The 25211-nt window shown below is 37.9% G+C and carries 27 protein-coding genes and 1 other RNA gene; 20 read left to right on the forward strand and 8 right to left on the reverse strand.

Features of this window, described 5'->3' with window-relative positions; all coding sequences use genetic code 11:
- Positions 1-87: 87 nt before the first annotated feature.
- The 10 genes from ulaG to IGM04_RS04780 all read left to right on the forward strand — a co-directional run bounded on the left by ulaG (position 88) and on the right by IGM04_RS04780 (position 8395).
- The gene (gene ulaG / locus IGM04_RS04735; protein ID WP_002360582.1) at positions 88-1155 is read left to right on the forward strand and encodes an L-ascorbate 6-phosphate lactonase; all 1068 of its coding nucleotides are present in this window, start codon (positions 88-90) and stop codon (positions 1153-1155) included.
- Positions 1156-1172: 17 nt separating this feature from the next.
- A complete protein-coding gene (locus tag IGM04_RS04740; protein WP_002358021.1) occupies positions 1173-1631 on the forward strand; it encodes a PTS sugar transporter subunit IIA in 459 nt (152 codons plus the stop codon).
- Positions 1632-1643: 12 nt separating this feature from the next.
- Entirely contained in the window at positions 1644-3131 is a 1488-nt protein-coding gene (locus IGM04_RS04745) for a PTS ascorbate transporter subunit IIC (protein ID WP_086317784.1), read from the forward strand.
- A gap of 14 nt (positions 3132-3145) precedes the next feature.
- Positions 3146-3445: a PTS sugar transporter subunit IIB gene (locus IGM04_RS04750; RefSeq protein ID WP_002358018.1), complete on the forward strand. Its 300-nt coding sequence runs from the start codon at positions 3146-3148 to the stop codon at positions 3443-3445.
- Between the two features lie 13 nt (positions 3446-3458).
- Positions 3459-4097, forward strand: coding sequence for a 3-keto-L-gulonate-6-phosphate decarboxylase UlaD (locus IGM04_RS04755; RefSeq protein WP_086317785.1), 639 nt, complete (start codon positions 3459-3461; stop codon positions 4095-4097).
- Positions 4098-4101: 4 nt separating this feature from the next.
- A complete protein-coding gene (locus IGM04_RS04760; RefSeq protein WP_002360579.1) occupies positions 4102-4962 on the forward strand; it encodes an L-ribulose-5-phosphate 3-epimerase in 861 nt (286 codons plus the stop codon).
- Entirely contained in the window at positions 4952-5662 is a 711-nt protein-coding gene (locus IGM04_RS04765) for an L-ribulose-5-phosphate 4-epimerase (protein ID WP_002394986.1), read from the forward strand. The genes IGM04_RS04760 and IGM04_RS04765 overlap by 11 nt, the downstream gene beginning before the upstream one ends.
- A gap of 256 nt (positions 5663-5918) precedes the next feature.
- Positions 5919-6407, forward strand: a complete 489-nt coding sequence (gene cbpB, locus IGM04_RS04770) for a cyclic-di-AMP-binding protein CbpB (protein WP_002358013.1) — start codon at positions 5919-5921, stop codon at positions 6405-6407.
- Positions 6408-6487: 80 nt separating this feature from the next.
- A complete protein-coding gene (dapD, locus tag IGM04_RS04775; protein WP_002358012.1) occupies positions 6488-7189 on the forward strand; it encodes a 2,3,4,5-tetrahydropyridine-2,6-dicarboxylate N-acetyltransferase in 702 nt (233 codons plus the stop codon).
- Positions 7190-7225: 36 nt separating this feature from the next.
- On the forward strand, positions 7226-8395 hold the full coding sequence (locus IGM04_RS04780) for an N-acetyldiaminopimelate deacetylase (protein ID WP_025189939.1): 1170 nt from the start codon (positions 7226-7228) through the stop codon (positions 8393-8395).
- Between the two features lie 44 nt (positions 8396-8439).
- Here IGM04_RS04780 and IGM04_RS04785 read toward each other — a convergent pair whose 3' ends face one another.
- On the reverse strand, positions 8440-9360 hold the full coding sequence (locus tag IGM04_RS04785) for a mechanosensitive ion channel family protein (protein WP_002382128.1): 921 nt from the start codon (positions 9358-9360) through the stop codon (positions 8440-8442).
- Between the two features lie 169 nt (positions 9361-9529).
- Between IGM04_RS04785 and IGM04_RS04790 the strand changes: the two genes are divergently transcribed.
- Complete coding sequence (locus IGM04_RS04790) at positions 9530-9892, forward strand: hypothetical protein (RefSeq protein ID WP_002358008.1); 363 nt, start codon at positions 9530-9532, stop codon at positions 9890-9892.
- A 28-nt stretch (positions 9893-9920) separates the two neighbouring features.
- Entirely contained in the window at positions 9921-10793 is an 873-nt protein-coding gene (locus IGM04_RS04795) for an aldo/keto reductase (protein ID WP_002393437.1), read from the forward strand.
- Between the two features lie 50 nt (positions 10794-10843).
- Here the strand turns inward: IGM04_RS04795 and IGM04_RS04800 are convergent, their stop codons facing one another.
- Positions 10844-11566, reverse strand: coding sequence for a gamma-glutamyl-gamma-aminobutyrate hydrolase family protein (locus IGM04_RS04800; RefSeq protein WP_002358005.1), 723 nt, complete (start codon positions 11564-11566; stop codon positions 10844-10846).
- Between the two features lie 142 nt (positions 11567-11708).
- Positions 11709-12083 carry a lactoylglutathione lyase gene (gene gloA, locus IGM04_RS04805; RefSeq protein WP_002358003.1) on the reverse strand — a complete coding sequence of 125 codons (375 nt, stop codon included), beginning with the start codon at positions 12081-12083 and terminating at the stop codon, positions 11709-11711.
- Between the two features lie 148 nt (positions 12084-12231).
- Between gloA and IGM04_RS04810 the strand changes: the two genes are divergently transcribed.
- Positions 12232-12678, forward strand: a complete 447-nt coding sequence (locus IGM04_RS04810; protein ID WP_002358001.1) for an NUDIX hydrolase — start codon at positions 12232-12234, stop codon at positions 12676-12678.
- 63 nt (positions 12679-12741) lie between these two features.
- Here IGM04_RS04810 and yidA read toward each other — a convergent pair whose 3' ends face one another.
- From yidA to IGM04_RS04825, 3 genes are read right to left on the reverse strand one after another with little or no spacing between them, the layout of a single operon-like run.
- Entirely contained in the window at positions 12742-13554 is an 813-nt protein-coding gene (gene yidA / locus IGM04_RS04815; RefSeq protein WP_002377829.1) for a sugar-phosphatase, read from the reverse strand.
- Positions 13555-13572: 18 nt separating this feature from the next.
- Positions 13573-14943, reverse strand: a complete 1371-nt coding sequence (locus IGM04_RS04820; protein ID WP_002357999.1) for a dNTPase — start codon at positions 14941-14943, stop codon at positions 13573-13575.
- A complete protein-coding gene (locus IGM04_RS04825) occupies positions 14940-15755 on the reverse strand; it encodes a lipoate--protein ligase family protein (protein ID WP_016634759.1) in 816 nt (271 codons plus the stop codon). Before IGM04_RS04825 ends, IGM04_RS04820 begins: the two co-directional genes overlap by 4 nt.
- 331 nt (positions 15756-16086) lie before the next feature.
- Between IGM04_RS04825 and IGM04_RS04830 the strand changes: the two genes are divergently transcribed.
- From IGM04_RS04830 to IGM04_RS04840, 3 genes are all read left to right on the forward strand, one after another.
- The gene (locus IGM04_RS04830) at positions 16087-16524 is read left to right on the forward strand and encodes a DUF1934 domain-containing protein (protein WP_002382132.1); all 438 of its coding nucleotides are present in this window, start codon (positions 16087-16089) and stop codon (positions 16522-16524) included.
- Between the two features lie 76 nt (positions 16525-16600).
- A complete protein-coding gene (rpoE, locus tag IGM04_RS04835) occupies positions 16601-17218 on the forward strand; it encodes a DNA-directed RNA polymerase subunit delta (RefSeq protein ID WP_002357996.1) in 618 nt (205 codons plus the stop codon).
- A gap of 307 nt (positions 17219-17525) precedes the next feature.
- Complete coding sequence (locus tag IGM04_RS04840; RefSeq protein ID WP_002357995.1) at positions 17526-19136, forward strand: CTP synthase; 1611 nt, start codon at positions 17526-17528, stop codon at positions 19134-19136.
- Positions 19137-19219: 83 nt separating this feature from the next.
- Here IGM04_RS04840 and IGM04_RS04845 read toward each other — a convergent pair whose 3' ends face one another.
- Both IGM04_RS04845 and recU read right to left on the reverse strand, forming a co-directional pair.
- Complete coding sequence (locus IGM04_RS04845; protein WP_002360569.1) at positions 19220-21556, reverse strand: PBP1A family penicillin-binding protein; 2337 nt, start codon at positions 21554-21556, stop codon at positions 19220-19222.
- A 41-nt stretch (positions 21557-21597) separates the two neighbouring features.
- Positions 21598-22215: a Holliday junction resolvase RecU gene (gene recU / locus IGM04_RS04850; RefSeq protein WP_002388848.1), complete on the reverse strand. Its 618-nt coding sequence runs from the start codon at positions 22213-22215 to the stop codon at positions 21598-21600.
- A gap of 62 nt (positions 22216-22277) precedes the next feature.
- On the opposite strand from recU, the gene IGM04_RS04855 reads away from it, so the two are divergent.
- The 4 genes from IGM04_RS04855 to IGM04_RS04870 all read left to right on the forward strand — a co-directional run bounded on the left by IGM04_RS04855 (position 22278) and on the right by IGM04_RS04870 (position 25201).
- A complete protein-coding gene (locus IGM04_RS04855) occupies positions 22278-22820 on the forward strand; it encodes a DUF1273 domain-containing protein (RefSeq protein WP_002369608.1) in 543 nt (180 codons plus the stop codon).
- A gap of 93 nt (positions 22821-22913) precedes the next feature.
- Entirely contained in the window at positions 22914-23324 is a 411-nt protein-coding gene (gpsB, locus tag IGM04_RS04860) for a cell division regulator GpsB (RefSeq protein WP_002357990.1), read from the forward strand.
- Between the two features lie 107 nt (positions 23325-23431).
- Positions 23432-23800, forward strand: an RNA gene (gene rnpB / locus IGM04_RS04865) — RNase P RNA component class B.
- 237 nt (positions 23801-24037) lie between these two features.
- Positions 24038-25201 carry a THUMP domain-containing class I SAM-dependent RNA methyltransferase gene (locus tag IGM04_RS04870; RefSeq protein ID WP_002408582.1) on the forward strand — a complete coding sequence of 388 codons (1164 nt, stop codon included), beginning with the start codon at positions 24038-24040 and terminating at the stop codon, positions 25199-25201.
- Positions 25202-25211 lie beyond the last annotated feature (10 nt).

Raw genomic sequence — 25211 nt, forward strand, 5'->3', positions numbered from 1 at the left:
CATATAAAAGGGTTTTCATTGTGATTTTTTGCGGCTATGATTTTCTTATAAAGCATAACACAATCATTTGAGAAGAGGAGTGGCAGCATGAGCAAATCGATTCATGAAATTACAAAAGAAAGTTGGTTGAAGGCGACATTTCCAGAATGGGGCACTTATTTAAACGAAGAAATTAATCAGACAAATGTGCTTCAAGGAACGGTTGCACTTTGGTGGCTTGGTTGTACAGGCATTTGGCTGAAAACGCATGAGAACACGAATATTTTATGTGATTTATGGTGTGGAACAGGAAAACAAACGCACGGGAACGGCTTAATGAAAAATGGCCATCAAATGATGCGCATGAGTGGTTGCCAAAAAATGCAACCTAATTTAAGAACACAACCTTTTGTGATTGATCCTTTTGAAATAAAAGAGGTAGATGCTTTAGTTGTCACACATATTCATTCAGACCATTTGGATATTCACACAGCTGCTGCTGTTCATCAAAACTGTCCTAAGGCTCTATTTATTGGTCCAAAAGAAGTAGTGAAAACATGGCAGCGTTGGGGTGTTCCGGCAGAAAAAACACGGGTTATAGAACCTGGTCAAGAAATAAAAGTGAATGATGTGAATGTAGTGGCCTTGGAAGCTTTTGATCGAACCGCGCTAATTACTTCTGATGATCCTGAAAATACATTTAAAGGTAAAATGCCTCAGGACATGAATGAACTAGCTGTCAATTATCTATTTGAAACCTCAGGTGGTACGGTATATCACGCCGGAGACTCTCATTATTCTAACTTGTTTGCGAAACATGGTAATCAATATGCAATTGATGTTTGCTTAGGAGCATATGGCGAAAATCCTCGCGGTATCACAGATAAAATAACTTCTGTTGATATGTTGAGAATGGCCGAATCTTTAAATGCGAAAGTAGTCATTCCTGTTCATTATGATATTTGGTCTAATTTTATGGCGGATCCAAAAGAAATCATGGAAATTTGGAAATTTAAAAAAGATCGTTTACATTATCAATTTAAACCATATATTTGGCAAGTGGGTGGCAAATTTGTTTATCCAGATGACAAAGACAACTTAGAATTTAACTTTGATCGTGGCTTTGATGATGTTTTTGTTAAAGAAAATGATACACCATTTCCTTCATTCTTGTAAGAAAGGCTGGATGTACAATGTTAACTTATTTTTGGGAGCAAGAGCTTATTCATTACCCTGATAAAGAACCGGTTAGTTGGCAAGAGGCGATTCAGGAAAGTTGTTTGATTTTACTCCAAAAACACATCATCGATCAGAGTTATGTCGATGAGATTATTCAGTGTGTCGAAACGTTTGGACCTTATATCATCATTGCTCCTGAAGTAGCCATGCCACATTCATCAGAGGAAAGCGCAGGTGTTTTTGGAACGGCCATTTCTTTTACAAAATTTAAGCAAGCAGTCACTTTTGCTGGCGATCAAGAAGCAAAAACAGCAACATTATTTTTTACATTGGCAGCCCAAAATCCCGCCGAACATCTTGAAAATATTCAGCAATTGATGGATTTATTGATGACGGATGGCGTGATTGCTGACTTGTTAGAAACAAACACGCCAATGGATTTTAAAGAAGTTATGGAGAAATATCAATTATAGGGGGAAAAATCAATGGGGGAGTTCTTGTTAAATAGTTGGACTTATTTTGCTACGAACGTTTTAACACAGCCAGCATATTTGATTGGTTTCATCGTGTTATTAGGTTATCTCTTGTTACGGAGGCCCTTTTATGAATGTTTAGCAGGTTTTCTGAAAGCGACAGTTGGTTATTTTATTTTGAGTGTTGGTTCTGGTGGTTTGGTTAATAATTTTCGCCCTATTCTAGTAGGCTTGAAAGAGCGATTTAATTTACAGGCAATGGTTACCGATCCATATTTCGGGCAAAATGCAGTCGATGCTGGATTGATGAAAACCTTTGGACGAACCTTTGGTGATGTGATGATTTTGTTATTGATCGCATTTATTATGAATATTTTGTTGGTTCGTTTTCAAAAATATACAAAATTGAGAGCCGTTTTTACAACAGGGAATGTTCAGATTCAACAAGCAGCTACCGCTTTCTGGATTTTACTCTTTTGTTTTCCTAACTTAGGTAGAATCGAAGTACTAATTTTTATGGGCTTAATTCTTGGGTGTTATTGGGCAGTTGCTTCAAATTTAACGGTAGGGATTACGCAGGAATTAACAGAAGGTGCTGGTTTTGCGGTAGCCCATCAACAAATGTTTGGCATATTTATTTTTGCAAAATTAGCAGAATGGTTGAAAAAACGTGATCAAAAGAAACATCGTTCAGAGAAGGCCGATAAAAAATTGGAAGATATTGAATTACCAGGATTTCTATCCATTTTTAATGAAAATATGGTTGCTACGTCCATTTTGATGCTCTTTTTCTTTGGCATTATCTTGCTTGTTTTGGGACAAGATTATTTAATTCAAGCTAAATTTATGCAAGAAGGGCAGAGTTTCTTCTTTTATATCATGACCACTTCATTAAATTTTGCTGTCTATTTAGCTATCTTACAATTGGGTGTTAGAACCTTTGTCGACGAGTTGACGCAGTCATTCCAAGGGATTTCAAATACCATTTTACCAGGCGCTGTTCCTGGGATTGACGTAGCAGCGACTTTCGGATTTGGCTCGCCCAACGCAGTAACAATTGGGTTTCTCTTTGGCGCATTAGGCCAGTTTTTAATGATTGGCTTACTGATTCTATTAAAGTCTCCGACAATCGTTATTGCGGGTTTTATCCCATTGTTTTTTGATAACGCTGTCATAGCTGTTTATGCAAATAATCGTGGCGGAGTAAAAGCTGCTTGTTTATTCCCATTCCTTTCAGGTTTAATCCAAGTAGGTGGCTCAGCTTTATTTGCTACATGGATTGGATTATCTCAATATGGCGGTTATTTGGGCATGTTCGATTGGGCAACAGCTTGGCCGTTATTTACAATCATTATGAAAGTTCTAGGCTATGTTGGCGTAGCAGTGGTGGTGATTGGGTTACTAATAATTCCGCAACTTCAGTATCGGAAAAATCCAGAAGGTTACTTTATGATTGTCAATGATTATGAACAATATGCTAAAAAATTTCAAGAGAATTAAAGGAGGAATTTAAAATGAGAATACTTGTTTCCTGTGCCAATGGTTCTGGCACGAGTCTAATGATGATGCGTAGTGTTGAAAAAGCAATGAAAGAACTAGGTGTACCGATTACAAAAATTCATCATTGCGCCATTTCAGAAGGAAAAAGCTCTGCTAGCCAATACGACGTTGTTTTTACTCCAGTCAATTTTTTACAAATGTTTCAGCAAGCAGAAAAACGTGGAGTCACAGTGATTGGCATTAAAAATGTAATGTCTGCAAAAGAAATTCAAGAAAAATATATGGCTTCAGATCGTTATCAAAAATCTGAATAAAAGGATGGGAAAGATGAAAAGACCAAACTTACAAATCGCTTTAGATCATAATAGATTAGAAGACGCTTTAGCAGATTGTATGAAAGTCGGAGAAATTGTCGATATTATCGAAGTTGGCACTATTTTGTGTTTACAAGAAGGCCAAAAAGCAATTCGTTGTTTAAAACGCATGTTTCCTAATAAAACGATTGTTGCTGATACAAAATGTGCTGATGCGGGCGGTACAGTTGCTTGTAATGTCGCACAAGCAGGCGCTGATTTCATGACGGTCATTTGTTGCGCCACCTTACCAACGATGGCTGCAGCTCAAAAAGAAGTCCGAGAATTACAAGTAGAACTATATGGAGATTGGACAATGCAACAAGCTCGACAATGGCGAGAATTAGGGATTAATCAGGTGATTTATCATCAAAGTAGAGATGCTCTTTTAGCTGGCGGCAGCTGGGGAGAGAAAGATTTGAATAAAGTTCAAGAACTAATTGACTTAGGCTTTGAAGTGTCCGTCACAGGTGGTTTAACTGTCGAAACGCTTGAATTGTTTCAAACAATGGCAGTTGCAACATTTATTGCGGGCCGTGGGATTACTGAATCAAAAAATCCTGAACAAGCAGCCAAAGATTTTCAAAAAAAAATCGATCAGATTTGGAAGTGATAAAATGGCACGAATTGGACTGTATGAAAAAGCACTCCCGCAAAATTTAACTTGGGCAGAACGATTCACATGGGCCAAAAAGTTAGGGTTTGATTTTTTAGAAATGTCAATTGATGAATCCGATGAACGATTAGCACGATTGGCTTGGACACCAAGCCAGTTACAAGAACTTTCTCAATTAATGGTGAAAGAAGATTTTTTTATCCATTCTTTGTGTTTAAGTGGTCATCGGCGGTTCCCTTTAGGCTCTTTAAATAAAGAAACACGTGAAAAAGGACGGAAAATTTTATCTCAAGCGATTCATTTGGCCCATCAATTAAACATACGGGTAATTCAAATAGCTGGCTATGACGTCTTTTACGAAGAAAAAACTGCCGAAACAAGGGAATTTTTTCTTCAAGGTCTGAAAAAGGGCGTTGAGGAAGCTGCACAATACGGTGTCATTCTGGCTGTTGAGATTATGGATGACCCTTTTATGAATAGCATACAAAAATTTCTAGAAATTAAGGAACAAATTCCGTCTCCTTTTTTGCATGTCTATCCTGATTTAGGTAATTTGTCTGCTTGGCCGGAAAATAATCCGGCGGTTGAGCTTGAAAAGGGAATTGCTGAAATCGCTGCTATTCACTTAAAAGATACCTTCGCTGTAACAGACACATTTGAAGGGAAGTTTCGGGAAGTTACTTTTGGAGAAGGCTGTGTTGATTTTACAGGCTTATTGAAAACACTCAAGCGGTTAAACTATAGTGGTCCTTTTTTAATTGAAATGTGGAATGAAACGGATTTGAATTTTCAAGAAAAAATTCAAGCCGCGCAGCAGTATCTCTATCCCAAATTAGCAGAGGTGGGTTATTATGAACAATAAAGCGATCATCCAAGCAATGAAACAACGTGTTTATGAAGCGAATCTGGCTTTGCCAAAACTGGGCTTAGTCAAATTAACGTGGGGCAATGTTAGTGAAATCAATCGGTCATTAGGGATTATCGTAATTAAACCAAGCGGCGTCAAGTATCAAGAAATGTCCAAGGAACAGATGGTAGTGACTGATTTAAACGGACAACTATTGGAAACCAATGCATTAAAGCCGTCTTCTGATTTACCCACGCATCTTTATCTTTATCAAAAAATGCCAGAAATTGGAGCGATTGCGCACACGCACTCCCTGAATAGTGTTACGTGGGCTCAAGCAGGGCGAGCCTTACCTCCTTACGGTACCACCCATGCGGATGCTTTTTATGGCGCTGTACCTTGCACAAGAGCGCTCTCTGAAAGTGAAATTAAAGAAAACTATGAAGAAGAGACTGGCAAAGTCATTGTTGAAACATTTCATGAACAAGAATTAGATCCTTTAGCAGTTCCAGGAGTGTTAGTTTATGGACATGGCCCATTTACTTGGGGAATGACTCCGGAAAAAGCAGTTGAAAACAGTTTGATTTTAGATGAAATCTGTTCAATGGCACGTTTGACGGAAACAATTAACCCAGATGTTGAACCAATTGATCATTTTTTATTGGATAAACACTATCTTAGAAAACATGGGATTTCCGCTTATTATGGTCAGTGATGGCTGTGATGAAACGTGTGAAAAAGAAGGATAATTGACTGATTAATTGGTCTTTTATAAAAACTTAGTTGTCTGTTATGAGACAACTAAGTTTTTATTTTTTTAAGAAAGCGTTCTCTTTTTTTGGGGAGAATAGAACAAAACGTTAATTTTCGTTTGTTAAGTTATGAAGAATTTGCGAATTCCAAGACTTTTTCCGCAGAATTAGGTACAATAAGTTACGTGTTAAAGAATTAGAAATGGAGGCAACCCAATCATGATAGGGACTGCTGTAAAAGAATTATTATTAGAAAAACAAGAAACATTTTTAGTACCCGCTGAAAATGTCGCCAATGTAATGTGTTTAAATCCGTTAAGTCACGCGGCATTAGTCTTATCGCAAGTTCGCTATTCCAAGATTCCTGTGTTAGATAAGGGAGATCGCTTTGTTGGCTTAATCGGCTTGACAGACGTTGTAGATAAAATGTTTGATTTGACTTCAGTGGATTTTGAAAAATTGAATGAATTTACTGTGGCCGATGTAATGGAAGTCAATGTTCCTGTAATTGGTGAATCGTGGGATTTAGAAGAAGTGTTACATTTATTAGTAGATGCTTCTTTTTTACCAGTGGTTGATGATAATCAACGCTTTAAAGGTATCATTACACGCAAAGAAATTTTAAAAGCGGTCAATCATATGGCGCATGAATTAGAAAAACATCATCTTGTTCTGCCTAAATCAGAAGAAGAAATGAAAGTAATTTAAATAAAACGCAAGAAACTCTTTACTTTTTTCTCATAAATGCGTTATTCTGTATGATAACACGAAGTAAAGGAGTGCTGTGATTGGACGCATATGAGATTATTCAGTATATTGGTGATGCCAAAAAGCAAACGCCTGTTAAAGTAACACTGAAAGGGCAATTAAAAGAAGTCACGTTTCCGGAAACAATTAAGGTCTTTAATAATTGTAAAACTGGGACATTGTTTGGCGATTGGGCTGACGTAAAACCTTTTTTAGAAGCAAACAAAGAAAAAATTGAGGATTATGTTGTAGAAAATGATGCACGTAACTCAGCAATTCCTTTTCTTGATCTGAAAGACATTAATGCTCGGATTGAACCAGGTGCTTTGATTCGCGAAAAAGTTGAAATTGGCGATCAAGCGGTGATTATGATGGGGGCTATTCTAAATATTGGCGCCGTCGTTGGTGCAGGGACTATGATTGATATGGGCGCTGTTTTAGGCGGCCGTGCAACTGTAGGAAAACATTGTCATATTGGCGCGGGAACGGTTTTAGCTGGTGTCATTGAACCCCCAAGTGCCGCACCTGTGGTTATTGAAAACGAGGTTGTCATTGGAGCGAATGCGGTCGTACTAGAAGGGGTTCGTGTTGGTGAAGGTGCCGTTGTGGCTGCTGGGGCAGTAGTTGTGGAAGACGTTCCAGCGCATACCGTTGTCGCAGGCGTGCCAGCAAAAGTAATTAAACAAATTGATGATAAAACCAAGAGTAAAACAGAGATTTTAGAAGAATTACGTAAACTCTAAAAATAAATTAGTCAGTCGCGATGAAGAAACTTCTTCATGGCGGCTTTCGATTACCCCAAAAATGAAGGAGTGGCTTTTGTGGAGCAAGAAGAATTAATTGCGATTAGACGGCAACTACATCAAATACCTGAAATCGGTTTAGAAGAAAAGGAAACACAAGCCTTTTTACTTAATGAAATTGATAAAATGAAGCAACCTTATCTGCAAGTTCGAACATGGCAAACGGGGATTTTAGTCTTCATAGAAGGCAAAAATCCTCAGAAAACCATCGGTTGGCGTGCTGATATTGATGGTTTACCTATTAAAGAGGAAGTGGTTTCTGCTTTTCAATCAAAACGACCAGGGTTTATGCATGCCTGTGGGCACGATTTTCACATGACAATCGGCTTAGGGGTTTTGAAAGAATTAAGTCAACAGCAACCAGACAATAACTTTTTATTTTTGTTTCAACCTGCTGAAGAAAATGAAGCAGGGGGGATGTTGATGTATGAAGATCACGCGTTTGGTGAGTGGTTACCTGATGAATTTTATGCGCTTCATGTTAATCCTGATTTGCCAGTCGGAACTATTAGTACCAGAGTAGGGACATTGTTTGCTGCCACTTGTGAAGTGAACATTACCTTAAAAGGAAAAGGTGGACATGCGGCTTTTCCACATCAAGCAAATGATATGGTCTTGGCGGCCACAAATTTAATTCAGCAAGCGCAAACGATCGTTAGTCGAAATGTTGATCCTGTGGTCGGGGCAGTCGTTACTTTTGGGACTTTTCATGCAGGGACTGCCTGCAATGTGATTGCCGAAGAAGCAACTTTATCTGGTACAATTCGCACATTGACAGCAGAAACTAATGAACAAACGCAGCGAAGAATTCGCGAAATTAGTGAAGGTATTGCGCAATCTTTTCAATGTGAAGTAACTGTTCATCTTGATCAGAAAGGGTATTTACCTGTAGTGAATGAGCCAGCATGTACCACGAATTTTATTGAATACATGAGCAAACAAGCAACAGTTCAATTTCAACAAGCACCGGTTGCAATGACAGGTGAAGATTTTGGCTATCTATTGTCTAAAGTCCCAGGCACGATGTTTTGGTTAGGCGTGGCAAGTCCCTACAGCCTTCATTCTGCTAAGTTTGAACCGAACGAAGAGGCGTTATTGTTTGGAGTGGAGGCAGTTAGTGGGTTTTTAAAATCATTGGACAATTAGAAAAACAGCCACCAGATAACTAATAAATATCTGGTGGCTGTTTTTTATTTTGCAATAATGGGCGTATTGGGAATCGTAAAGCCGGCCTCTGTTAATGCTTTGATATATTGGGCTAGAAATTCTTCTTTGACCGCAAATTGTTTGCCGTTTAGTACATACATGGTCGTTCGCACCGCAAAGTTGCCATTGCCTAAGTCGACCATACCAAAAATATCTGGCCCAGTTTGAATACTTTCGATATACTTTTCTTTTAACGTTTCATTGACTTCTGTAATCACTTCACAAATTTTTTCATAACCTTCTTCAGGATTGATGCGGACATCAATTAACACTTGCATATTGGCACGAGACAGGTTACTGATTGTGGTGATGTTTCGGTTTGGAATAAAATGAACAGTTCCATCAACCGCTTTAATTTGAGTGGTTCGTAATCCGACAGAAGTAACTGTTCCTTCAATATTTAACGCCAATAAGCGAATATAATCGCCTACATCCATTTGTTGTTCTAAAATAATGAAAAATCCGGTAATTAAGTCATTCATGAATCCTTGAGCCCCTAAACCAATGGCAACACCGGCAATTCCCGCTCCGGCTAATAATGAGCCAACAGGCACACCGACAATGGTCAAAAGAGAATAGATAAAGAAGAAGAACAGCGTATATTGAAATGCATTAATGATTAGAGTGTGTAACGTTTTTAAACGGCTTTCACTAAAATGTTGCTTTTTACTATAATTTGCATAGGTGCGATCAATTAAATATTTCCCGATTCGCTGAATAATAAAAAATAGAAAAATTAAAAATAAAATTGATAAACTTTTTTCAATTAAGGTAGCGACAATGGCATCCCAATTAATATTGTTCCAAAAGCGTTGTAGCGCGCTCACTTTTTTTACGGTCGCTTCTGCTAAATCAGGAGCAGAAGAATCGACTGTTTCAGTACTGGCTAAACCAAGTATCAACATAAAAATCCAACTTTCTCTAAAATTTCTTCTTTTAGTATACTAAATCTCTCGGCGAAAGGGGAAGAAAATAGAAAGTTTTTTTTAAGACTTAACATGTTTTTTTAGGAATGTTATAATTTTGTAAATAAATAATATATTTTATAATTTTGTTAAAGGTTGTGAGTGCTGCGTGAAAGTTTCAATTGAATGGGCAAAAAATGATTTACTTTCTAAATTACCTGTAACAATTTTTATTGATGAACGATGTGCTACTCGCTTGACGGCTGACAAGCGACGAACATTCATCTTCCATAATCCAGTCGCTTTACGATTAGGGAGTCGTTTTTTTAGTAGTCAGATAATCGAAATTGCGGAATCATGTACATTGAAAGTTTCCTTTAATTGGTCCTGTGTTTATCTCTTTTGTATCTGGTTACTTGCAGTTAAACTGTGGATTGGAAGCGTTAGCGGTCGAACAATTGTAGTTGTGGCACTAATCGGAGTGCTGACCTATTGGCGTCGTTATTTATTAAAAATAAAGAAAATGACCTGATGAGTCGTGATTGTTTCGTGAAAGAAGAATGCGTAGTATACTAAAAGTAATGAAAATGAAGGGACTGAAGAAACACATGACTTTGGATAAAACAAAAAAATTAGCAAACGGCAATGAAATGCCACGCCTAGGTTTAGGTGTTTGGCGTGTAGAAGATGGCTCAGAAGCAACAAATTCAGTAAAATGGGCTTTAGAAGCGGGTTATCGCTTGATTGATACGGCAGCCGTTTATAAAAACGAAGTAGGGGTGGGCGAAGGCATTCGTCAATCGGGTATTCCCCGCGAAGAAATTTTCGTGACGACGAAATTATGGAATGAAGATCAAGGCTATGAAAATGCGATTAAAGCATTTGATAAAAGCTTAGAAAAATTAGGGCTAGACTATGTTGATTTATATTTAATTCACTGGCCTGTTGCTGGTAAATATAAAGAATCATGGAAAGCATTAGAAGAAATTTACGCAAGTGGTCGTGCCAAAGCAATTGGTGTTTCCAATTTTCATCAACATCATTTGGAAGATTTATTAACAGAAGCAAATGTTGTGCCAATGGTGGATCAAATTGAATTACATCCTACGTTAACACAAGAACCGCTACGAAAATATTTAGCCGAAAATAAGATTGCCGTGGAGGCTTGGTCTCCTCTAGGACAAGGTAATTTATTATCTGAGCCAGTACTAGTGAAAATTGGTGAAAAATATGGCAAATCAGCAGCCCAAGTGATTATTCGTTGGCACTTACAAAATGATATTATCGTGATTCCTAAATCTGTTCACGAAAAAAGAATTCAGGAAAATTTTGCTGTCTTTGATTTTGAATTAACACCAGAAGAAATAACCGCAATTAATCAGTTAAATAAGGATCATCGTTTTGGTGCAGATCCAGATAATTTTGATTTTTAAGTATGATAGCAAGTAAAAACGGAGGGGCGAAAGACGTCCCTCCGTTTTTACTATAATTTTTGAACAAAGTAGTTAAAGAGTGCTTGGGATTTGGCATCACGTGCGTACATTAGTTCAGGATGCCATTGAACAGCTAATAAAGGCTGCTGTTCATTTGTTGATTCCACTGCTTCTGCAAGGCCATCAGAGGACCAAGCAGTAACGCGTAAATCTTTTCCTAAAGTATGTAGTGCTTGGTGATGGTACGAGTTGACTTGACCAGTTGTACCATATATGTTTGATAATTGACTGTCTGGTTCAACATCAATACGATGCGTCGCAAAGATTGGTTGAGTGGGTTGTTGTCCGTGCTTAACTGACCATTGTGGATACATCGATAAATCTTGATATAATGTGCCACCTAAAGCAACATTGACTAATTGCATTCCACGACAAACCGCAAAAATAGGTTTGTTTTGTTTTAAGGCTTCTTCAATTAGGGCTAACTCAAACTCGTCACGATCACGATTCGTTTCTTCTAATTTTATATGGGGTTCTTGTCCGTAAAATTCAGGGGCAACATCTTGACCGCCTGCTAAAAGTAGTTTATCAATTTGTTGTATATACGTAGCGGCTAACTCTTTGGGGCCAATTGGCAAAACGAGAGGAACGCCACCTGCGGCTTGAACAGCGCTAACAAAACCTTGTGGGGTGTAAGTCACTTGGTTACCGTGAAACACTTCAGCTGCCTGCAAAAGTTGATTGCCAGCGATTCCAATAATTTTTTTTGTCATAATAACATCACATCCTCAATAAATTCATACGTTCTATTGTAGCACTTTTTTTGAAAAAAGTGTTTGAGAAGAAGTCGAGACAAGTTTTGTCTCGGACAGCTCTCAAACACAAAAAGCTCAGTAAGTGAACAAGTGAAACTTTTTAACGTTCACGAATGACTTCGATTTTATACCCATCTGGGTCGACAACAAAGTAATAAGATGGTGCAGTTCCAGGTAAGCCTTTTAAGTCAGTGACAGTTAAGCCAGCCGCTTGATGTTTTTCGTGTAATCCTTCTAAATCATCTGTACTGATGGCGATATGACCATAACCGTTTCCTAAATCGTATGCTTCATGATCATAATTATAAGTTAGTTCTAGTTCGTAGTCGTCTCCTGGTAAAGTTAGATAAACCAAAGTAAATTTATTTTCTGGAAAATCACGACGGCGACTTTCTTCAAAATTGAAGGCTTTTTGATAGAAATCTAATGATGCCTCTAAATCTTTTACACGCACACATGTATGAGCCATTTTCATAGTTAAAAACTCCCTTTCAAACTTAATTATATTTCCAACGTTAATAGTAGCATAGATAAACGTGAAATGTAGAGAAAAACGCTTGGTTTCTGACTTGTTCTAAAGGAATTTCTCAGGTAAAATAGATGAAAAGAGAAGAGGTGCGCCAATGAAAACGCCAACGTTTGGAAAAAGAGAAGAGACATTGACCTATCAAACAAGATATGCTGCATACATTATTGTTTCAAAGCCAGAAAATAACACAATGGTTCTGGTACAAGCGCCAAATGGAGCTTATTTTTTACCAGGAGGCGAAATTGAAGGCACCGAAACGAAAGAAGAAGCGATCCATCGAGAAGTGCTAGAAGAATTAGGAATTAGTGTAGAAATTGGCTGTTATTTAGGGGAAGCTGATGAATATTTTTATTCGAACCATCGCCAAACGGCCTATTATAATCCTGGCTATTTTTATGTAGCGAATACTTGGCGGCAACTTAGCGAACCCTTAGAAAGGACCAATACTTTACACTGGGTTGCACCAGAAGAAGCAGTCCGTTTATTAAAAAGAGGAAGCCACCGCTGGGCCGTTGAAAAATGGCTAGCGGCAGCATCATAAAATAACGAATAACCCTCAATCTATGTTGATTAGATTGAGGGTTATTGTTATTGAAAAGAATGTTTAAATTAAAACCATTTTTTCAATAATTTGAGCGACACCATCTTCGTCATTACTAGTGGTATGCACATCGGCAATTGTTTTAACATTTTCTGTCGCATTGCCCATCGCAACACCAATCCCAGCGTAATCAATCATAGATAAGTCATTTTCATTGTCACCAATGGCCATCACTTCGTCTTTATTTAAGCCTAAATGGTCTGCCAATTTTGCTAGAGCATTGCCTTTGCTAGCATTTTTATTCATGATTTCATAGTAAAAAGGCGTACTTTTAACAGTCGTATATTTTTCGGTAAAATGTAATGGTAATTTTGCAATGGCAGGATCTAAAACTTCCGGCTCATCAATCATCATCATTTTAATAATGTTCATCTCTGGTGTCATTTCATCCACCGTACGATATTTCAAAGGCATGTTCACTAAAGATGCTTCGTGAATCGTATATTTACCAATATTGCGATTGGCAGTGTAAATAGCGGAATCATCAATTGTGTGCAAGTGAGCGCCGACTTTACGAGAATACATTTCAATTTCTAAAAAATCCTCATAACTCAAGGTATAGCGTGAAATAATCGTATTATCTTTGGTTGCTTGGACAAGCGAACCGTTGTAGGTAATCACGAAATCATTTTCACCATATAAGGCTAATTCATCCAATTGTTCTTTCACGCCTGGCAAAGGACGGCCTGTACATAAAACAATACGAACGCCTTGCTCATTTGCTTTTTGGAGCGCTTCTTTGACCCGTGGGGTAATCTTGTGTTGTGAATTTAGCAATGTTCCGTCGATATCAATAGCAACTAACTTAATTGACATAGAATCCTCCTAGAAAACCTATTTTTTTAAAACTAACGCACCATTATGAATGTAACTTGAAAACTCACGATACGTCTCATCAAATAAATCGTAATGTTTTTTATTTCCTTGGTCAAGCATTTCTTTAGGGAAATAGAAACGTTCATCTCCTTGACTTTGACCAGCAAGTGCTGCAACTAGGGGACTGACCGTTGCCAATTCCACTAATGAGCCATCTTTTTGCATTAATTCAATTTGTGTACGATGACGGTCTTTATTTGGACGATAAAAATCGTAAGGTAAATCATAGCTTGAATTAATGGCAGTATAATATTTAGGGTTGAAACCAACTTTTTCAATCAATTCCCTTAAATAAGCAATCGTTGCTGCGCTCTCTTTTTCGTTAGTAAAGGTGGCTGACTTCAGAGGCTTACGCATAAGGAAACGTTTGGCTAAATCACCTAGAATTGAATCAGGCACATCCATCCATTGTGTAAAGTACGTAGAGAGGACGCCATCATCCAATTTTAAATATTCTTGTAAGGTGAAGTCCCCTTTAAAGAATGGTACAAGCAGAGAGGCTTGTAAATCATAGTCAAATTCAGGGTTTTCAAATAATTCTTTCGCCCGATGCAATAAATGATCAAGAATCACTTCCATCCCACGAGAAACAGGGTGGAAATAGACTTGGACATACATTTGGTAACGACTAACGATATAGTCTTCCACCGCATGCATCCCATTCATAGCAAAGGCAATGCCTCCTTTGTATGGTCGAATCACACGTAAGATTCTAGTTAAATCGAAGGTTCCGTATTCCGTCCCTGTAAAGTAAGCATCACGTAACAGATAGTCCATGCGATCGGCATCAATTTGACTAGAAATCATTTGCACCACTTGAGGATTTGGGTATTGTTTAGTAATAACGCTGGCGACTTTTTCAGGAAAATCTGCCGAAACACGATTTAAAATTTGATAGACTTCCGTTTCTGGTGAGGTGATGATTTGGACCGTGATTGCTTCATGGTTTGTATCAAAAATATGCTCGAATGTATGTGAATAAGGACCATGACCGACATCATGTAATAAAGCTGCGCAAAGTGTAATCAGGCGCTCGTCATCATTCCAGCCGTTTTCACCTAATCGTTCCACAGAGTAGTTACGTTGGAAAATCTCACAAATCCGACGTGTAATTTCGTAAACACCCAAAGAATGGGAAAAACGACTATGTTCGGCACCGTGAAACGTAAAAGAAGAAGTACCTAGTTGCTTAATGCGACGTAATCGTTGCACTTCAGCAGAATTAATAAGGTCTAAAATCACTTGATGTTGGACATGAATATAATTATGGACGGGATCACGAAAAACTTTTTCGATTGGTAATCGTTGCTCTTTATACGGAATCGTCATAAGATCTCTCCTTTAATTAAGGCGTTTCGTTGCGCCATTTTTTCCAGCTGGACAGTTAAATTTGTTTGGAACCATTCTGAGGTTATAATTGGTTCGGTTAAGTTTGGATCAATAGATTTTTCAAATTGTTGAGGTAATGCTTCGATTAAACGGGTTTTTACGGCGTCTATTGTTAATGGAGTCTCAATCAGGGTTTCTAAATTTGCCATCACTGCTGGATCAACGGGTGGATAGCCATTTTCACCAAATTGTTCTTGTAACCCAGCAAGGTAAAAGTCTCGAACCACTTCTCCACGAGCAAGTTGATTGCCGTTAACGCTGATGTAAATCATGACAGAAATACCGTCTTTGACGCGTCGTTGGGCAATCCCTGCAAACTTTTGACCGCCAATACTTAAATCATAAGTACCGGGACAATAGGATGTAGTAATTTCAAAGGCGTCAATCTCTTTCTCCGGAAAACTCTGACGGAGCCAAGCCCACATTAATTCATAAGCCGCATCGATACTTAATTTGTGTTCAGAATTATTTGGTAAAATAAGTGAAACATTTAAAATACCCGAATCGGCAATCACCCCTAAACCGCCGGCATTGCGAACGACTACAGAATAATCGTTTTCTTGCAGAGAAGCGATGCCTTCTTTTAGATGTGGTACACGGGTATCTTTCATGCCAAGAATCATTGCTTGATCCAATTGCCAGAAATGAATGATTGGTTGGTGCTGCATTCCTGAAAAAGTAGTTAAAACATCGGTCAAAGCAAAAGGAAAAAAATAGTCACTGTTTGTTAAACAACCTGAATCAAGGAGCATAAATGATTCGGTGTGAAGGGGAAAAGTTGTGCTCATAAAAAACGTCCTGTCTATTTATAATTACGTCATTTAATACGTTTATTTTCTTACTCTCTCTTATATTATATACAAAAAACGCAAAAAAGCATGTTATATAAACGAATTCTGAAGGAATTCTCTAAAATAGTAAACGGTTTTCTTATTAAATAGATGAAACAAATGCTTGCAACCCGTGAAAAGAGCTTATACAATAAGAAAAGGTACATAAGCAAGGAAAAATTGACTTTAGTTGACAAATACATTGAAAAAGTCAACAATAAGAAAGTTATATTTTGGAAAAGGAGTGACCATTATGGATTTATCAACAGGCGTTCCTGTATCGATTCAACTAAAAACGATTGTCCAACAAGGCAACGAACAAAAAGATTTTTTCTTTGACTTAGAAGGTCAATTAGTAAAAATGGGTGATACATTATACATTCGTTACAAAGAAGAATTATTAGAGGATACAGAGCCAACCCCCGTAACCATTAAAATTGAACCAGACGGGCATGTTCAGCTGATTCGTGCCGGTGAATTACGGATGCGTTTAAGATTTGGCTATCAGGAAAAATTAGATACAAGTTATCGAACCCCTTATGGCTTGCTACAGATTAGTACGTTTACCCATAATTTGCGTGTTAGTTTAAAAGATCAACCAATGTCTGGTAAGATTTTAGTTGATTATGATTTATACTCTCAAACAGAGCGAATCGGAGAATATCATTTAGAATTAGAATTTACTGCATAAATATTGCAGAATAGAATTGATTTTTTTTCAATGTTTTTGTATGATAAGGAGTAGACTGTGAAAGGACGTGTACCTCTTGGAAATTAATGTATTTGAAGGGTTAAACAAAAAAGAATTATCCATGATTGAAGTAGCACACGCTATTTTAGAACAACATGCAGATGTAATGGATTTTTCTGATTTAGTTAACCAAATCCAAAATTATCTTGGCAAGTCTGATAGTGAAATTCGTGACCAATTAGCACAATTTTATACAGATTTAAACATCGACGGTAGCTTTATCTCATTGGGAGACAATCGTTGGGGCTTACGTTCATGGTATCCAATCGATTCAATCGATGAAGAAGTTACACATGGCTTGGAAGAAGACGAAGAAGATGCACCACGTCGTAGAAAACGTAAAAAAGTAAATGCCTTCATCACTAATCCAAACGATGAAGATGTAATTGACTATAACGATGACGATCCAGAAGATGCTGAATTAACAAATGATGATGAAGAAGACATCTTGTACGATGATGAAGAAGATGAAGATGAAGAAATCAAAGCATACAACTCTGACTTACAAGAGATTGGTGCAGATTCAGACGATGATGAAGAAGATATTCCGCAAATCGAAGAAGATTTAACGATCATTGATGACGATGATGTTGAAGATGAAGACGATTTTGATGACGAATATTCTGAAGAGTAAGAAACCAAAAAGCTTGATTCCTAAGAAGGAGTCAAGCTTTTTAGTTGAATGCTTAAGAAAAATGAGAAAATAGAAAAAATTATTTTCTTGAATAGAAGTACTTGACCTGATGTTCGTTTGCTTGTATTATACTACTTGGGCACCTTTAAGAAGGTCAGAAGTTTGAACGAACTTACAAGCTCCCTATTCGTAATGGATAGGGAGCTTTTCTATTTTTGTTTCTTTTTTATTTGGAGAAACGTAAGAGTCTCAAAGTTGTTTTACTTCTCTCTACAAAATATTATCAAAGAAAGGGTTTTTAACTATTATGACAAAATACATCTTTGTTACAGGTGGCGTGGTTTCTTCTATCGGAAAAGGGATTGTCGCAGCATCTTTAGGACGATTATTAAAAAATCGTGGATTAAAAGTAACGATTCAAAAATTCGATCCATATATTAATGTGGATCCGGGGACAATGAGTCCTTACCAACATGGAGAGGTTTTTGTCACAGATGATGGTGCCGAAACAGATTTGGACTTAGGTCACTATGAACGTTTTATTGATATTAACTTAAATAAATACTCAAACGTAACCACTGGGAAAATTTATTCAGAAGTCTTACGTAAAGAACGTAAAGGGGAATACTTAGGTGCAACAGTGCAAGTTATTCCACACATTACCAATGAAATCAAAGAAAAAATCATGCGTGCAGCGAAAATGACGGATGCCGATGTGATTATCACAGAAGTAGGTGGTACTGTCGGCGACATCGAATCATTACCTTTCCTAGAAGCATTGCGTCAAATGAAAGCTGATATGGGTAGTGACAACGTAATGTACATCCATACAACCTTGATTCCTTACTTAAAAGCGGCTGGCGAAATGAAAACTAAACCAACACAACATAGTGTCAAAGAATTAAGAAGTTTAGGGATTCAACCAAATATTTTAGTGGTCCGTACGGAATTACCTGTTTCTCAAAACACTAAAAACAAATTAGCACAATTCTGTGATGTTAATCCGGAAGCGGTAATTGAATCTCGTGATGTTGAAACGTTATACTCCATTCCATTAGCACTTCAAGCACAAAACATGGATCAAATTGTTTGTGATCATTTAAAATTGGATGCACCGGCTGCAGACATGACTGAGTGGCGTGCATTAGAAGAAAAAGTTCTTAACTTGAAAAAGAAAACAAAAATTGCGCTGGTTGGTAAATATGTTGAATTACCAGATGCCTATATTTCTGTTGTAGAAGCATTAAAACATGCTGGGTTTGATTTTGATTCAGATATCGAAATTGATTGGGTTGATTCACAAGAATTAACTGCTGAAAATGTCGCTGAAAGAATTGGTTCAGCAGATGGTATTTTGGTTCCTGGTGGTTTTGGTGATCGTGGAATTGAAGGAAAAATTGAAGCGATTCGTTTTGCTCGCGAAAATGACGTACCATTCCTTGGCATTTGCTTAGGTATGCAAATGGCCTGTGTAGAATTTGGTCGTAACGTTGTGGGCTTAGAAGATGCTGGTTCTGCAGAAACTAATCCTGACGTGACAAATAACATTATTGATTTAATGGCAGATCAAGAAAATATCGAGAATTTAGGTGGCACACTACGTTTAGGTTTATATCCATGTAAATTGAAAAAAGGAACGAAAACTGCGGCAGCATACGGAAATGAAGATGTTGTCCAAGAACGTCACCGTCATCGTTATGAATTTAACAACAAATATCGTCAATTATTTGAAGAAAATGGCTTAGTTTTCTCTGGAGTTTCACCAGATAATCGTTTAGTTGAGATTGTTGAAATTCCTGAAAAACAATTTTTTGTGGCTTGTCAATTCCACCCAGAATTAATTTCTCGTCCAAATCGCCCACAACGCTTAATCAAAGGATTTGTTGGTGCAGCTTTGGCAAATAAAGAAAGTAAATAAGCAAAAATGGACGAAGTGATTCAGTTCACTTCGTCCATTTTTAATCTAAAAAAGTACGGGGCTCATTATGAGCCCCGTACTTTTTATGCTGCTTTATTTTCATCTGGTTTAGAACTACTTTCAGGTGGTTGCGGCGGTTCTTGTGAACTAGAACTTGAAGGTTCAGGTGGTTGTTCTGATGTTGCCGGTTGCTCTGCTGAGGAAGAGCTTGCCGGTTGTTCGGTTGATGGTGGCGCTTCAGAGGAAGAAGGCGCACTTTCTGAACTAGAACTTGATGAACTTTCCGCTTCTTTTGTGGAAGAGGATTCCACCGTACTGCTAGATTCCGGCTGTGGTGCTGAAGAGGTAGTACTTGGTAAAACTTGTACATTTGGTACCTCATAGGCATCTTTCACGTATAATTCATTACCTACCCGCACAACACTGTCTGGCTGCACCCAGTCATCGTTTGAAACATTTTGAGACAAGTAACTCATTATTTCACGATAAACATCCGAGGCAATCCCATAGTATTCTTGATAGATTGGTGTATTTCGATCATTGTATCCAGTCCAAACAGAAACGGCATAGTGTGTTGTATAACCAACAAAGGTACTATCCGGGGCAATTCCTTTTTCTGTTGTGCCCATTCGCGCTAAATCTTCATCAGTATAGTTAGAAGTCCCTGTTTTGGCCGCTTGGATTAAGCCTGGAATGGCGCCGTTAAATCCTGTTCCGCCGTTTAAAACATCTTTTAACATATCCGTCATCATATAGGCGGTAGAGTCTTTCATTGCACGTTTGCCATCAGGTTGATAATCAACGCTAGTTCCATCATTGAAAACGACTTTGTTTACGTAATACGGTTTGTTATAAATCCCATTATTGGCGAAAGCCGCATAAGCTGCTGCTAACTTCAATGAGGAAATTCCATATTTATCGCCATCTACATCGCTTGTGTTACTTGAAATGGCATTCGAGGCTTCTAAGTTTTTATAGTCAATTCCTAGCCCTTTAATGAAAGGCATGATGTTTTCTTTACCAACTTCATCAAACGTCTGGACCGCGGTCGTGTTACGAGAACCCATAATCGCACGGCGCATAGTAATGACGCCTTGGTATGTTAAATCAGAGTTGAAGACATCAATGTCGGTACCAGGATATTTCGTTGGTTTATCCACCATGAGGCGACCTGTCGAATAATTTAAATTCTCAATTGCGGGACCATAATCCATGATTGGTTTCACGGTTGAACCAACATCACGTTGGGTGTTAACAGCTAAATTGTTTCCTAATTGTACATCATCAGGAATGTGACGACCACCAATTTGTGCTCGGACCTGTCCAGAGGCAACATCAATAACGGTTGAAGCCACTTGCATTTTATCATCTGGAAATGCAACGTATTGATCACTGTTGACAATATCGTAAAGTTGTTTTTGGGCATTCATATCTAAGTTTGTGTAGATATCTAGTCCGTCTGTGTAAACATTTTTACCAGTTTTTGCTTTCACTTCATTGATTACTTCTTTGACGTAATTATCTACGACTTTTCGATTGTCATCACTGGCTTTTAATGGAACTAAGCCTTCATCGATTGGGGTAGCTTTGGCTTTTTCGTACTCTGCTTTCGAGATTTTTTTATTGTCGTACATTGTGTAGAGTACGACATCCCGACGTTCTTTAGCAGTATCTGGTTTTGTATAGGGATCGTATGAGTTTGGCGCTTGTGGCATTCCTGCCAGTAGGGCCGTTTGTGGTAAATCAAGTTCAGATAAATGTTTACCATAATAATTTTCAGCCGCTGTTTCCATTCCATAAAAACCATTCGCCATGTAGACTTTGTTAATGTAGTAAGTTAAAATTTCTTCTTTTGATTTTTCACGTTCTAAACGAACAGCCATCCATGCTTCTTGTGCTTTCCGTTTCAAGGTTTGGTCAGATTCTTTTGTAGAGAAGTAGGACAATTTAATTAATTGTTGGGTTAAGGTACTTCCGCCTTGTAATCCACCATTTTTGACATTTGAAAGGGCAGAACCGATAATCCGAATCGGATCCACACCAATGTGTTTATAGAAACGACGGTCTTCGACAGAAACAATGGCATCTTTTAATAATTGAGGCACATCATTTGGTTGAATTAATTCACGCTTTTCTGCGCCTAAATCCTCAAAAATTTCATTATTAATATCGTAAAGCTTCGATGAAACTGTCGCATTCAGTTTGTCATCTTCTAATTTTGGGGCTTGTCGTGCATAGAACCAAAAAAGACCAACGCCTGCTAAAAAAGCGACCATCCCAGCGATAAGTAAGCCAAGAAAGATTTTTAAAACAAGCCGTTTTTTCTTTTTCGGCGGTTGTGTCTTTTTCTTGTAACTCGACTTCGATGAGGTGTTGGATGCATGTCTAGCAGCTCGCGAGCCTGAATTTGCGGTTGGCATAAATAGCAACTCCTTTGTTATACTTTCAAAACTTTATGAATCTAGTGTGTCTGAATATATTGTTCCACTGCGTCGAGATAAGGGATTCGCGGTGCGATTCCAAAAGATAATTCAATTCCTTCTTTCTCGATGAGTGCAAGCGGCATAGATTTTTTTCCAGTAACTGCTTGGTTTTTCCAATGCGTTATTAGATTTTCACCACTAAAAAAGAAGCAGCGTTTTAAGCTTGAAAACCATAATAGCACAAAACAAATCCCTTGTTGTGCTATACATTGTTCCATATGATCAATTTGATGTTGATGAAAATTTTTAAAGGGAAAGGACGTGGTATTTTTCGTTTCTTTCGCTTCAAAATCTATGTAACGGCCTTGATATACACCGTTATAATCAGTCGTTGAAGCTTGTCTAAAGTAGGCCTCCTTAATAACAGCCGCACTTCGTTTGGGATAATCTACTTTAACAATTTGAACAGGAGTTGGTTTCTTATGAACGACTGCTTGCTTATTCAATAGATAATATTGATTGCTTTGATTGATCGCTTCTTCGAAATCCATCCCACGATTACCAAATTCAACGGGGCGTTTCTTTTTTACTTGTTTTTTTGGTGATTGTGCTTCATGATGATTATAAGGTATTCCGTTAGGATAATGGAACGTCACGTTTATCACACTCCTAGCCTGTATTATACCAAAAAAAAGACCTGAAAGAAAAGGGATGACTTATGGAAATGATAAAAACCCTCTATGTCACCGGTTATCGCAGCTTTGAATTGGGGATATTTCAAGGAAAAGACCCGAAAATCACAGTTATTAAAAATGTCTTAAAAAAAGAGTTAGCCAGTTATATTGAAACGGGAGTAGAATGGATTTTGATTTCTGGCAATTTAGGTGTTGAACTTTGGACAGCTGAAGTAGTTGGGGAATTAAAAACGGAATATCCAGAAGTTCAGCTAGGTTTACTTTATCCGTTTAAAGACTTTGGCAATAATTGGAATGAACAAAATCGAGAACTGTTAACGAAAGCGGAAAGTTTGGCTGATTATATCAACTCAGTAAGTCACCAGCCCTATCAATCGCCAGCACAATTAAAAATGCATACAAAATTTCTTTTGGAACATTCTGGGGGCAGCTTACTTATTTATGACAAAGAGTACCCTGGCAAAACGGAGTATTTTTTAAAGGATGCACAACATTTTTCGGAACGAGAACCCTATGATATTCGCTTAATTACAATGGATGATTTACAAAACTCGGTGATTGATTAGAGAATCTGTTTGATTTTCTAGCTATTTTTCGTTACAATAGTACTTGTGGAACTATGAAATTTTCTATCGTAAATAAACAAATGAGGTGTAAACATGGCAAATTTAGTATATAGTCCTAAAGACATTTTACAAAAAGAATTTAAAACGAAAATGATGAACGGGTATGACCCAATTGAAGTAGACGAATTTTTAGACAATGTTATTAAAGACTACGAAGCTTATAATAAAGAATTATTAAGCTTGCAAGAAGAAAACAGCCGCTTAATGGCAAAATTAGACCAATTATCAAAAGCCCAACCAACGCCTCGTGTTGCTCAAGAAGTACCAAAAAGTGCAGCAGTGACCAACTTTGATATTTTAAAACGTTTATCAAACTTAGAGCGTGAAGTTTTTGGTAAAAAGTTAGATGAAACACCTTCAACACCTGTAACGCCTTCCGCACCGTCAATGACTGCAGAACCAGCGAACCATGATGTTGATAATGCACAAACACGTCAATTTTAACAAGACAATTTAAGTCAAGTTTTCACGAGGAACAGAAAGCATTTGTTAGAATAGCGGACACTTGTTTTAGTGTATAAATTTTTGCTGTTCGTTTAAACAGATTTGTAATTTTCGGGTGATCGCGGTTTGCTTTTGCAAGCTGAGGAAAGTCCATGCTCGCACAAGCTGAGATGCTTGTAGTGTTCGTGCTTAGCGAAATCATAAGCTAAGGTACTCTTTTAGAGTAACGGCAGGAAAAATGACTAAGGTTTCGACTATGTCAAAGTATCCTTGAAAGTGCCACAGTGACGAAGCGATGTGGGAAACTCCATCGGTGGAACGCGGTAAACCCCTCGAGCGAGCAACCCAAACAATGGTAGGGGCGCTCTTCTAAAGGAAATGAACGAGTAGAAGAGGCAGAGTTTACTCTGCAGATAGATGATGACCGTCACCAATTTTTCCTGAAGAATTGGTGATACAGAACATGGCTTATAGAAAATTACAAGTAATTCAGGAAGACCTTCCAACGTAGTTGTGAAGGCTTTTTTTACGAAAAGAATAAAAAAATGTTAAAATAAAGAAACTGAGATAAAAGTAGTAAGCTGTCTGTTCTAAAGAGGCCGGAATAGGACCGTTTAGTTCAGAGAAAGCGGACAATTATAAAAAACAAGCGGAGCAGTAGTCGGCAGGACTGTTAGCTCCAGACAATAAAAAAGAGTCAAGAAGGAGTTTTTATGACGAAAGAAAAAACATTCAAACTTGTTGCAACGGCTGCTAGTGGCTTAGAAGCATTAGTTGGAAAAGAATTGCGTGATTTAGGGATTCCCTGTGAAGTAGAAAATGGCCGGGCCGTCTTTGAAGGAACAGTTGAAACAATTGCTACTGCCAATTTATGGCTACGAACAGCAGATCGGATTAAAATCGTCGTTGGCGAATTTAACGCCTATAGTTTTGATGAATTATTTGAAAAAGTTAAAGCACTTCCTTGGGAAGATTATTTGCCTTTAGATGCAGAATTTCCAGTTGCAGGTAAATCAATTAAGTCAAAATTGTATAGTGTTCCTGATTGCCAAGCCATCACCAAAAAAGCCATTGTTAACCGTTTAAGAGAAGTTTACCATCGTCCAGCGACGGTGCCTTTAACCGAAACAGGAGCTTTGTTTAAATTAGAAGTGGCTCTTCTAAAAGATAAAGTGACGTTGACGTTGGACACGACTGGGCCAAGTTTATTTAAACGGGGCTATCGCATTGAAAAGGGGGGCGCACCTCTTAAGGAAAACATGGCAGCTGCTTTAGTGATGTTGACCAATTGGCGCAAAGATCGTCCTTTTTATGATCCAGTTTGTGGTTCTGGAACAATTTGTATTGAAGCAGCATTAATTGGCCATAACATTGCCCCTGGCTTTAATCGTAGTTTTACTTGTGAAACATGGGATTGGGTTGATCCAGCAATTTTTGAAAAAGTACGTAACGAAGCCGAGGCAAAGGCAGACTACGATGTTGAGTTAGATATCTGTGGTTCAGATGTTGATGGGCGAATGATTGAAGTCGCACGAGCGAATGCTGAGGAAGTTGGTTTAGGTGATTCAATTACCTTTAAACAATTGGCCTTAAAAGATTTTACAACCGAGAAGGAATATGGTGTAATGGTAGCTAACCCGCCTTATGGTGAGCGTTTAGGAGAAGAGGAAAGTGTTCGCCGTTTGTATAAAGAAATGGGCCATGTTTTCCGTCCGTTAACTACTTGGAGCAAGTATATACTGACGAGTGATCTTGCTTTTGAAGAATATTATGGTGCCAAAGCTACTAAAAAACGGAAGCTTTACAACGGAGCCTTACGAACAGATTTATTCCAATACTGGGGAACACGTCCACCAAGAAAATCACGGGAAGACTAAGAAAGCTGGT

Origin of the sequence: Enterococcus sp. DIV2385 (genome assembly GCF_051711925.1) — a bacterium.
GTDB classification, from domain to species: domain Bacteria; phylum Bacillota; class Bacilli; order Lactobacillales; family Enterococcaceae; genus Enterococcus; species Enterococcus faecalis.